We start from the raw sequence: 11,814 nt of genomic DNA, 5'->3' as shown, positions 1-11,814 counted from the left end.
AAGCTCTATAAAAATAGTTTGACAGTAGGGGTTTCTCGTACCGAGTTTTTCCTTGCCAAAGCCTTTGTATTGACTTGTATTGCACTCTTGCAAGTTATCATCAGCCTTGTGATTGCCTTTATTCCAGCAACTATCTTAAATGGATTTGGCACTATGCCTGATGGCTTTATTGGCAATCTACTGATAACCATTTCCCTTCAATTCCTTTGCCTCCTTGCTTGGCTTTCCATTGTTTCCTTCATCCTCTATGTTAGTCATTCTTATCTTGCAGTATTTATTGGATATTTGGTCAGCTCTATCTTACTTTCTATGCCAATGCTCATCTTCCCAAGTATCAAAATTTTGCCATATTTATCATTGCAGTTTTCCTATGCTATGACTGCTAATAGTGAATCCATTTTCTATACACTTATAGTTACCTTAGCTGTTATTCTAATCTTTAATCTAAGTGGACTTGCAGTTTTCAAAAAGAAAAGTCTATAAAAAATGACCTCCTCTAGCCTACAGAGGAGGTTTATTTCGTTAAAAATAAATGAAAACCGATAACCACTGGCCATCTGTGCTTAGTTTCATCTCTGCACCGAGAAGATGACATAATTCCTCAGTGATATAAAGACCTAAACCAGAGGATTCTTCGGTGTCTGATAGATTTTCAGAATAAAAACGGTTGCTGAGATTTTCTATTTTTTTGATGGGCTGTTTAACAAGGTTGGCAATCTCTAAGACAGGCTGTTCCTTTTCCTGTCGCAAAGAGAGACGCGCTTCTTCCTTACCATGCTTGAGGACATTTCCAAGCAAATTTTGTAAAATTCTATCCAGCAAGTCTTCATCGGTCCTCATTTTTAAACCAGCTTCAACCTTAAAATCAAGGGTGATATTTGCCGCCTGAAAAACATCATAATAAGCCAGAGTCTTTTTGGTGATAAAAGCTGAAATATCTACTTCTTCTAGTTTCGGCTTAACAGCTCCTTCCATCAACCGACGGTATTCTAGGAGTGCCCAAACGTTTGGAAACTAAATCAAGATGCTGGGCTACTTTTTGTAAGGTTTCTCCTTTGTTTTCAGGAGACTTTATCAATTGTTGCGTGTAGCCTGAAGCGATAGTCAAAGGTGTCCGAATATCATGGGCAATATTGCTGATGGCCATATCCAGAGTCTGCTTTTCCCTTTTCATCACTAACCGAGATTGTTCCACTTCCTGAAATAGATTTTCGATTTGCTGGTAGAGATGTAGAAAATGTTTGGAAAAAATGCTGACCCCTACTCTTTTCATACTACCCGTCAGAATCTTGTCTTCAATCTGTTGACTCAAGTTTTTAAGTGCTAGATGATAGCGAATCAATGTAATCGATAAAATAATTAGGAGAACCAGTAGGACAACGATTATCATGTAGGTCATTGCTTATCTCCTTTTAATCTTACCCCAACTCCCCAAATGGTTTCAATATATTCTTGAGTTGGGTCAAGCTGGTTTAATTTTTTACGAAGATTACTCAAATGCGTATTGAGGGTATTATCTCCAGGTAGATAGCTCTCTTCCCAGACCAATTCATAAAGTTCTTCCTTGGTGAAAATTTTCTTTGGATGTTTAAGGAGAGTTTGGAGAATCAAGCATTCTTTCTTAGCAAGACGAATCGTTTCCTGACTATTTTTGATTTCAAAACTTTCTGCATCAAACTGGATATTTTTCAAGTTTTGTGGCAGATTTTCAGTTTTTACAATTTCCGCAGGCTGTTTTTCTACACTTTGACGTAACTGAACAGTAACTCTAGCAAAGGCTTCGTCCAAATCAAAAGGCTTGACTATGTAATCATTGGCACCGTCTAAGAGGTATTGACTGATTAACTTCTTATCGCTCAAAGCTGTTAGCATAATGACTGGAGTTTGACTTTGTTCCCTGATAGCTTTTAAAACCTGATCCCCATTTTTCCCAGGAAGCATGATATCTAGCAAAACGAGGTCAATCCCACCTTGATCAAAACGCATGATTCCTTCTGTACCAGAAAAGGCTTGAATCGCCTCATGCTCCTTAGTGAGAAGTGTTCGCAAAATTTCTTGAATGTCACTATTGTCTTCAATAACCAATATTCTAGCCATAAATACCAACCTTTCTGCAACTATTATAGCATGTTTTATTGATAAAGCTTAAATAGAAAAGCTCCTCGCATAAAAGCGCGAGAAAGCCTTAGAGGGTTAAAATATAAAATCCGCTTGCTAGATGATCTAGTATCCTCATAGTTGCAAATAAGAAGTTAATCTAGCAGAATGAATCTCTCATTTCTCTCCTACTAGTCCGTAATCAGTTGATACATTTCTGGTCTTCTATCTCTAAATAAGCCCCAGTTTAGGCGTTCGCTTGCTCCCTTGTCTAGGTCATAAGTAGCTAACAGAACAGCTTCAGCTTGTCTTTCAGCTAGCTCTAGAATAGCTCCTGTTTCATCTGTTATAAAGGAGGAACCGTAGAAGTCAAGACTAGAACTCTGTCTACCATTTTCCTCACTAGGAGTGACTACCTCAAATCCATACCGATTAGCTGCAATGACTGGAACAATATTTGCTGCTGCGTGTCCTTGCATGGTACGTTGCCAATGGCCACAACTATCTGTATCCAAAATCGGCTCTGAACCGATGGCTGTTGGATAAAAGAGCAATTCAGCACCATTCAATGCAAGACAGCGAGCTGTTTCAGGGAACCATTGATCCCAACAGATACCGATACCAATCTTGGCGTAACGAGTGTCCCAAACCTTGAAACCTGTGTTGCCAGGTGTGAAATAAAATTTTTCTTGATAATAATGGTCATCTGGTATGTGGGTTTTCCGATAAACGCCCAGCACTTCCCCATCTGCATCAATCACGGCAATAGAGTTATACAAGACATTGCCATCTTTTTCATAGAAACTGATCGGTAGAACGACCTGTAGTTCCTTAGCAAGTACTTTAAAATGCTGAATAGCTGTATTGTCTGTCACCGACTGGGCATACTGGTAGTAGTTATACTGGCGTTCCTGACAGAAATAGGGACGTTCAAACAACTCGGGCAAGAGAATAATTTGTGCGCCTTGTTCTGCTGCCTGACGTACTAAACGCTCTGCTGTTTGGATATTTGTTGCCACATCCTTAGCGCATTGCATTTGGATCGCTGCAACTTTTACATTTCTCATATTTTCTCCTATTCTGGGATTTGTTGGGTGATACAGTGGATATTGCCACCACCTAAAAGAATATCTCTGGCTGGAATTCCGACAACTTTACGATCTGGAAAACACTTACTGAGGATATCTAAGGCCACTTGGTCGTTTACATCCTCAAACTGTGGAACCAAGACAACCTTGTTAGCGATATAAAAGTTTATATAGGAGGCCGCCAGACGTTCACCTGCATAGCGCTCTTCTTCCCCTTCTTCATAGATGTAGCCTGGCAAATCTTCTTCTGTCACAACTTGTCGAACTGCTGGGATTGGCAGTTTATGAATAGTGAAGGGACGCCCTTTTGCATCTGTTTCCTGTTCTAAGAGTTCTAAATCAGCTGCTGACATGGCATATTGAGGATCGCTTTTGTCGTCTGTCCAAGCCAAAACAAGCTCAGCAGAACCAACAAAGGCAGCAACATTGTCAACGTGTTCATTAGTTTCGTCCTGATAAATACCATAAGGAAGCCAAATAACTTTTTCAGCTCCAAGGCTCTCTAATAAGGTATTCTCAATTTCCTCTTTAGTCAGGTGAGGATTGCGACCAGAACTAAGCAAGCAACTTTCAGTCACAAGAATGGTTCCTTGACCATCACTATGGATTGCTCCGCCTTCCAGTACAAAAGGTTTAGCATCATAGACAGGCATTTCCAAGACCTCAGCAAAACGACTGGCTACTTGGTCATCATCTTCATAATCTTGATAAAGACCATCCACAGCTCCACCCCAAGCATTGAAAGACCAGTCTACTGCCAACTTTTCTCTTTTATCATTGACGAGAATGGTCGGACCTGTATCACGCGACCAGGCATCATTGGTAGGAATGTCTAGATAAACAACCTTGTCTCCAAGATAAGATTGGGCTTCAGCTAAGTAGTCTTGGCCCACCAAAAGATAGACTCTTTCCTCTTCTGCAATGGTTTTTATAATCTGGCTAAATGCTGCTTTAGCAGCTTTTCCTTGAAAGGGCCATGAACCTGGTCGAGTCGGCCATATCATGAGGGTACCATGATGGGGTTCGTACTCTGCAGGCATACGATAGCCTAATTTTTTTGGACTGTCCATCATGATAATCTCCCTTTAAAATCTTGATAGCCAAAGGCTTTGACTAAGCTGCAGTCCCCCTGCTCGTCCATGAGATAAAGACTTGGCAATCCAATACCATTAAAGGTATTATTTTTGACAAAAGAATAAATGCCCATGTCTTCGAAATAAAGTCTGTCTCCAATCTCAACTGGATTTTCAAAACTATAATCGCCGATCACATCACCCGTCAGACAGGTATTGGAAGAAAGTCTATAGGTATGGAGTTTTTCCTGAGCCTCAAAGCCATTTCTCAAAGGTGGACGATAGGGCATCTCAAGTACATCAGGCATATGGCAGGTCGCAGAGGCGTCTAAAACCAAGACTTCCATACCGTTTTCGACAATATCCAATACTTCAGTTGCTAGATAACCTGCATTGAGCGCAATGGCTTCACCCGGCTCGATATAGACTTCAAGATTGTAAGTTTCTCGGATACGCTTGACCTCAGAAATCAGTAAATCCACATCGTAACCTTCTCTTGTAATGTGATGACCACCACCCATATTGAGCCATTTAACTTGATGTAAGTAGGGATCAAACTGTTCTTCTACAGCTTTCAAAGTTGTCTCTAAATCATCTGCTCCCTGCTCGCAAAGGGTATGAAAATGAAGACCATCCACCAAATCCAACAAATCACTAGGAATCTTGTCTATAGTGACTCCAAAACGGGATCCAGGTGCACAAGGATCGTAGAGCGCGTGATCACCTTGGGTAGAACATTGAGGGTTGAGGCGCAAACCGACACTGATACCAGCCTCTCGGCAACGAGCACCATGTTTACGCAACTGTCTCTCCGAGTTGAAGACGATATGGTCCGTTATCTCCAGCAATTCCGCCAAGTCTGCATCCTTGAAAGCAGGCGCAAAGACATGGACTTCACCAGGAAATTCTTCCCTTGCTAATTTGGCCTCATAGAGTCCACTAGCTGTCGTACCAGATAGATACTGGCTAATCAAGGGATAGGTTTTGTAAAGGGAATATGCCTTCTGGGCAAGCAAAACCTTGCAACCAGCTTCTTCTTGAACATAGTGTAGGATACGGCAATTGGCTTCTAATTTGGCTAGGTCAATAACATAGGCTGGTGTTGGTACTTGTTCTAGCTTCATTAGTCCACCATTTGTGGATTTTCAACCACAACCCAAGGCAAACCGTACTCATTCAAAGCTTCCATAAATGGATCTGGATCTAACTCTTCAAGGTTATAAACTCCTGGTTGTTTCCAAGTGCCATCCATAACTAATTTTGTCCCAATCATGGCTGGAACGCCTGTCGTGTAAGAAATTGCTTGTGAACCAACTTCTGCATAACATTCCTGATGGTCGCAAACATTGTAGATGTAGATGGTCTTTTCAACACCGTCTTTGACACCTGTAAAGATACATCCAATATTGGTTTTACCAACCGTGCGCGGTCCAAGGCTGGCTGGATCTGGAAGTAGCGCTTTCAAAAATTGAATTGGAACAATTTCTTGGCCATTAAAGTTAATGGCATCTGTACGAAGGAGACCAACATTTTCCAAACATTTCATATGAGTTAGATAAGATTGACCAAAGGTCATAAAGAAGCGAATGCGTTTAACACCAGGAATGTTCTTAGCCAATGATTCGATTTCTTCGTGGTGGAGGAGATACATGTCTTTTTGTCCAACTTGAGGGAAATCATACTCACGCTTGATAGACATAGCTTCGACTTCGACCCATTTTCCATCTTCCCAGTAAGAACCTGGCGCAGAAACCTCGCGGAGATTGATTTCTGGGTTAAAGTTTGTTGCAAATGGATAACCGTGGTCACCACCATTACAGTCTAAAATGTCGATATAGTGGATTTCATCAAAGTAGTGTTTGAGAGCATAGGTAGAAAAGACACTAGTCACACCTGGGTCAAAGCCAGATCCAAGGAGAGCAGTCAAGCCTGCTTCTTTGAATTTTTCCTGATAAGCCCATTGCCATGAGTAGTCAAAGTAGGCGGTAAAACCAAGTTCTTTGCAACGTTTCTCATAAATAGCACGCCATTCAGGGTCTTCTGTGTCTTCTGCTTCGTAGTTGGCTGTATCGATATAGTGAACACCTGTTGCCAAACAAGCGTCCATAATGGTTAAATCTTGATATGGTAAAGCTACATTCAAAACAGCTTCTGGTTTGTAGCTTTCAATCAAAGCAATCACTTCTTCTACCTTGTCAGCATCAAGAGCCGCTGTCTCAATCTTTGTACTTGTTTTACCTTCTAGCTTCGCTTTCAAGTCATCACATTTTGACTTGGTACGGCTAGCAATCATAATCTCTGTAAAGGTTTCGCTATCTTGACAAATCTTGGAAATAGCAACTTGGGCAACGCCCCCACATCCGATAACTAGTAAACGACTCATTTTTTTCCTTCCTCTTCTTCTAAAATGTTTTCTACATACTTGGGTAACATAAAGGCTCCCACGTGTAAGTTTGCAGTGTAGTATTCTGTGAAAAGCTGGCGTTTTTTCCAGCCTTCCTTGTCAAAATCTTTGACAGGGTGGTATTTTTTCGATGCAAATCCAAACAACCAATAGCCAGCTGGACTGGTTGGGATGTGGGCTTGGTAGACCCGACTGATTGGAAAGGCTTGATTAACCTTACGGTGCATGCTTCGGCAAGCTGACTCATCCTCGTCAAAGAAGGGACTCCCATGCTGGTAAATCATGATGCCGTCTTCTTTCAAGGCTCTGTAACTGTTACCGTAAAATTCCTTGGTAAAGAGCCCTTCCGTATGGCCAAATGGATCTGTCGCATCGTTAATGATAATATCGTAATCGTCTTCGCAGTTTCGCAAAAAGCGTAGCCCATTTTGATAGTAAATGGTAACACGAGGATCATCTAGCCCTGCAGCAAAATCTGGGAAATACTCACGACAGACTTCAACCAACATCTCATCTGGTTCCACAATATCGATTTGTTCCAATTCTGGATAGAGAGTTAATACTTGGGCAACACCGCCATCGCCACCCCCAATAACCAAGACTTTCTTTGGATTGGGATGCACAGCCATGGGAACATGAACGGTCATTTCATTGTAGACAAAATCATCAGCATCTGAGAACAAGACGTGCCCATTTAAAATCAAAATCTTTCCAAAAGCTGGTGTATCCAAGACTTCGATATCCTGCCATTCACTTTTACCAGCGTAGAGTTGCTTGGCTGTTCTCAGGGACAATTTGACATCTGGAGTATGAACTTCAGAAAACCATAAATCCATCTAGTTCTCCTTTCTCTTAATGACGTTGATGTGATTGACCTCTGGATCTTCCGTCCCTTGGAGGGAGCAACCACGTTCCTTGGCAAATTGGATATAGTCTACAATTTCTCGTGTAATGCGTTCTCCAGGAGCCAAGATAGGGATTCCTGGAGGATAGCACATGACAAATTCCCCACAGACTTGTCCAACAGATTCGTCTAAAGACAAACTTTTTCTCTCTGAATAGAAGGCTTCCTGAGGAGAAAGGACCAACTCTGGCTGGATATATTCCCCAGCTATCAAGTCCTTCCCATCTCGTGAATAGAGTCTCTTGATATCAGCCAAAGCACCGACTAAGCGCTCGATGTCTTGGATACGGTCACCAATCGAAATATAGGCCAAGATATTGCCAATATCACCAAACTCAATCTGAATGTCGTATTCGTCTCGTAGAAGGTCATAAACCTCGATACCTGTTAAACCAATGCCCTGAGTGTAAACTGACAACTTGGTTACATCAAAATCACATACTGACACACTATCTATTAACTCTTTTGAGTAGGCATAGTAACCACCAATAGCATTGATTTCACGACGAGCGTACTCGGATAGCTCAATGACTTTCTCAAACGACTCTTTGCCTCGAAGGGCCAAGTTACGACGTGAAATATCTAAACTAGCCATCAATAAGTAAGAGGCGGATGTTGACTGGGTCAGGTTGATGATCTGACGAACGTATTCAGGATTCATCTGCTCCCCGATTAAAAGAAGCGAACTTTGGGTCAAACTCCCACCAGACTTATGCATGGAAACTGCTGCCATATCAGCACCTGCATCCATAGCAGAAATTGGAAGTTTATCAGTAAAATGCAAATGCGCTCCGTGGGCTTCATCTACTAAAACCACCATGCCAGCTTCATGAGCCATTTTTGTCAATCCCCTTAGGTCTGAACAGATTCCGTAGTAAGTAGGATTGTTAATCAAAATGGCCTTGGCATCTGGATGGTCCTTTATGGCCTTGGCTACTCGATCATTTTCAAGACCTAAAGCGATACCAATTTTAGGATCCACACTCATCTCGATATAGATGGGAATAGCACCACATAGAACTAGCGCATTGATAGCAGATTTATGGACATTACGTGGCAGAATAATCTTATCTCCAGCCTTGCAGGTAGAAAGAATCATAGTCTGCACCGATGAGGTTGTTCCCCCAATCATGAGAAAGGCATGGCTAGCTCCAAAAGCATCTGCAGCCAGCTCCTCTGCATCCCGAATAATCGAAATGGGATGGCCCAAATTATCCAATGGTTTCATCGAATTAACATCAATGCCTACACATTTTTCTCCTAAGAGTTCGACAAGTTCTGGATTTCCTCGTCCACGCTTGTGACCTGGAACATCAAAGGGAACAATCCTTTTCTTGCGTAACTTCACCATGGCCTCATAAATTGGGGCCTGGTTTTGATCTAACTCTTTCAAGACATACTCCTTTACCGTATTTTTAGCGCTTCAAGAAGACGAAGGCGACTAAAGGTTGACTCATGAAAAAAGAGCAGGTTTTCACCTGCTCTGCAATCTTCTGACGTGTTTATTTTGGTTTCTGTTGAGTATGTCTGTTCCCGATGTTTCCTAACTCTCTAGTAGCAAATATTACGTACTTTATTGATCGTTTCACAAGATGACGTGTGCTTTCACCACACTAAAATTTATGAATTAGGACAAGCGTCCTAACATCAACTTATAAAAGTAGGCTTTTAACCCTATCAATAATGTGGCTTTTCAACCACGCTTCGGCATTCAACCCTGCCTGTCCGTAGGCATTTTTTACTCGGGTTTATATTTGCTAGAAAACATCATCTCATTTTCTAAGCTTTATTACTATATCATACTTCCAACACTCTGTAAAGTACTTTTTTGAAAAAATATCTATTTTTGTTCGGAAAAATAATATTTTATATATATTTGTATAAGTTGTATAATGTGAAAGCGGATATAAAAAGAACTAGAAGGCTCTAGTTCTCAGATTTTGTATTTAACGAATACTATGCTTATTCATCTTTTGTTCAAAGATAGTCGTGATAATTTGACGTAATTCTTCGCGTTCTTTTTCTGGTATTTCACCACTTGTTTGGGCTGCAGCGTAGAGTTCAGGGTGTTCAATTGAAATGCGTTTAATAGTACGTGTCGTAGCATGTTTTCTGACGAAAAATGGAATTTTTTTCACTAATTCTTGAGGGACTAGAGCTAGAATTTTAGCAGCAGTTTCCTTGTCACTAATCTTAGACGTCGTAAGTCCCTTCTTAATCATTTCCTGTTCTTTTTCTGTAAAATCTTTTAATTCCATTCGATAAATCCTCCTATTTTCTCTAAGTTAAATTATATACCAATTGTGGCAAGACGACAAATAGTCTGTTTGTAAAATCTTCTCTATACTACAACTTTCCTGTCGCTCATAATTGCTCTTTAATGGAAAATCACAAAACCTTTTGGAGAGATCACAAGCTGATTTTCCAATTCTCTGCAATTGCTTGCTAGTGCTACGGTTTCTTTCTCTAAAAGATAATCATCTTTTGATTGGTTAAAGATTGCTTTAAGGACCTGTCCTTTATATTTCCACTCCAAGGCAACTACATCAGCTTTAATTTCTTGGAGACTATACTTGCAGTGTTGAATGGTTTCTGATGCGTGTTTGCGAATTTGGATTATCTTCTTCATAAAGTTCAGCATATCATTGTCACTTGATACACGTTCCCAAGGCATACAACGACGACAATCTGGATCTGGTCCTCCTGTCAAGGATAACTCTGTTCCGTAATAGATACACGGTGTTCCTTTTTGTAAAAAGAGAAAGGCTAAGGCTGATTTGACCAGTTGAACGTCTTCATTGGCCGTCCACAAAATACGTTCTGTATCATGCGAATCTAGAAGATTAAACATCACTTCTGAAATCTGCTGCTTGTAATACATAGACTGACCACTGATTTCATCGATGAACTGGTCCGTCTTCTTAGCACCTCGTAAGAAATAGTCCTTGATGCTATCAGATAAAGGGTAATTCATGACCGCATGAAACTCAGCTCCATTTAGCCAAGGCTGAGCCGTATGCCAAACTTCTCCAAGGATATAAAGATCAGGCTTTTTAGATAAGACTGCCTTGCGAAAATCCTTCCAGAACTGATGGTCAATCTCATTAGCCACATCCAAACGCCAAGCATCAATATCAAACTCTTCAATCCAATAAGTCGCAACATTTAAAAGATAGTCCTTGACCTCTGGATTGGCCGTATTTAGCTTAGGCATATAGTCCTCGAAACCAAAGGCATGATAGGGTAACTCTCTCTTATTGGCTAGCTTTTCAGTCGTCACTGGGAATTGTTGAATATGGAACCAATCTTTATAAGCAGACTGCTCACCGTTTTCGACAACATCTTGCCATTGAGGCGATTGCGAACCAATATGATTAAATACAGCATCCAGCATAATTTTCATGCCACGTTGATGCGCTTGCTCAACCAGTTTACGGAAGGTTTCTTTATCTCCAAAATGACTGTCAATTTCAAAATAATCCGTCGTATTGTACTTGTGATTGCTCGTAGATTCAAAAATTGGACAAAGATAGAGTCCCGTAATTCCTAAGTCTTGCAAGTAATCCAGATGGTCAATAATCCCCTGTAAATCACCACCAAAGAAATCATCACTCTGAGGTGTGATAGAGGAATCCCAGTTTAATGTCCCTTCTGTGTTTAATAGAGCATTTCCATTGGCAAATCTTTCAGGAAATATCTGATACCATACCGTATCTGAAACCCAGTCAGGAACCTGGCAGGCATCAATCTCATGAATATAAGGCAACTTAAAGCCATTTCCAATAGCATGAAGATTTTCTAGAGAATTTTCAACACACCCTTTATCGCCATACAAAATACTTTGACCTTCTGTATTCTTGAGTTCAAAGAGATACTGGATACGTGCAAAGTCAACGGACACTTCAACCTGCCAATAATCAAAGATGGTATCAGAAGTTATCTTGGCCATTTTCTTTGCATCTTGATAAAACTCCTCCATAAAAATAAAAGGATCACCATAATGCAAGTTGATGCTTTCAATATCCCCTTTCTTAGTTCGAATCCGAATATGAAGCTTCTTATCCTTATAAAGATAGGCATACTCCGACTCAGGCCTATGGTAAATAGCACTTAATTCCATTAATTTGTCTCCTTAAGTATTCATTCAAATTTTACGCAAACGTTTTCATAATTGTGATTCTAGTATACTACTTTCGTATTTTATTTTCAAGGCTTGTCCGTAGATTCTAGTGGATTATTTCTATAAAT

The 11,814-nt window shown here is 40.6% G+C and carries 9 protein-coding genes and 2 pseudogenes; 1 reads left to right on the top strand and 10 read right to left on the bottom strand.

Annotated features, from left to right (window positions below; genetic code table 11):
- A pseudogene (locus tag QZ565_RS04795) lies at window positions 1–483 on the top strand (hypothetical protein); the annotation flags it as partial.
- A gap of 39 nt (window positions 484–522) precedes the next feature.
- On the opposite strand, the pseudogene QZ565_RS04790 reads toward QZ565_RS04795, so the two are convergent.
- The 10 genes and pseudogenes from QZ565_RS04790 to QZ565_RS04745 all read right to left on the bottom strand — a co-directional run bounded on the left by QZ565_RS04790 (window position 523) and on the right by QZ565_RS04745 (window position 11,686).
- Window positions 523–1,399, bottom strand: a pseudogene (locus QZ565_RS04790) (HAMP domain-containing sensor histidine kinase).
- A complete protein-coding gene (locus QZ565_RS04785; RefSeq protein WP_295526310.1) occupies window positions 1,396–2,097 on the bottom strand; it encodes a response regulator transcription factor in 702 nt (233 codons plus the stop codon). The pseudogene QZ565_RS04790 and the gene QZ565_RS04785 overlap by 4 nt, the downstream one beginning before the upstream one ends.
- A 191-nt stretch (window positions 2,098–2,288) precedes the next feature.
- Window positions 2,289–3,164, bottom strand: coding sequence for an N-carbamoylputrescine amidase (gene aguB, locus QZ565_RS04780; RefSeq protein WP_295526306.1), 876 nt, complete (start codon window positions 3,162–3,164; stop codon window positions 2,289–2,291).
- An 8-nt stretch (window positions 3,165–3,172) separates the two neighbouring features.
- Entirely contained in the window at window positions 3,173–4,258 is a 1,086-nt protein-coding gene (gene aguA, locus QZ565_RS04775) for an agmatine deiminase (protein ID WP_295526302.1), read from the bottom strand.
- A complete protein-coding gene (nspC, locus tag QZ565_RS04770) occupies window positions 4,255–5,382 on the bottom strand; it encodes a carboxynorspermidine decarboxylase (RefSeq protein WP_295526299.1) in 1,128 nt (375 codons plus the stop codon). Before nspC ends, aguA begins: the two co-directional genes overlap by 4 nt.
- Window positions 5,382–6,641, bottom strand: coding sequence for a saccharopine dehydrogenase family protein (locus QZ565_RS04765; RefSeq protein WP_295526297.1), 1,260 nt, complete (start codon window positions 6,639–6,641; stop codon window positions 5,382–5,384). The genes nspC and QZ565_RS04765 overlap by 1 nt, the downstream gene beginning before the upstream one ends.
- Complete coding sequence (gene speE / locus QZ565_RS04760) at window positions 6,638–7,498, bottom strand: polyamine aminopropyltransferase (RefSeq protein ID WP_295526294.1); 861 nt, start codon at window positions 7,496–7,498, stop codon at window positions 6,638–6,640. The genes QZ565_RS04765 and speE overlap by 4 nt, the downstream gene beginning before the upstream one ends.
- Window positions 7,499–8,959 carry an aminotransferase class I/II-fold pyridoxal phosphate-dependent enzyme gene (locus tag QZ565_RS04755; protein ID WP_295526291.1) on the bottom strand — a complete coding sequence of 487 codons (1,461 nt, stop codon included), beginning with the start codon at window positions 8,957–8,959 and terminating at the stop codon, window positions 7,499–7,501.
- Window positions 8,960–9,512: 553 nt separating this feature from the next.
- Window positions 9,513–9,824: a hypothetical protein gene (locus tag QZ565_RS04750; RefSeq protein WP_295526288.1), complete on the bottom strand. Its 312-nt coding sequence runs from the start codon at window positions 9,822–9,824 to the stop codon at window positions 9,513–9,515.
- Window positions 9,825–9,943: 119 nt separating this feature from the next.
- A complete protein-coding gene (locus tag QZ565_RS04745) occupies window positions 9,944–11,686 on the bottom strand; it encodes a glycoside hydrolase family 13 protein (RefSeq protein ID WP_295526284.1) in 1,743 nt (580 codons plus the stop codon).
- Window positions 11,687–11,814 lie beyond the last annotated feature (128 nt).

The sequence above is a fragment of the uncultured Streptococcus sp. genome (genome assembly GCF_915066115.1).
Classification (GTDB): Bacteria; Bacillota; Bacilli; order Lactobacillales; family Streptococcaceae; genus Streptococcus.
Note: the sequence above shows the minus strand (reverse complement) of the source record. Positions and strands in the feature narration are given on the sequence as shown.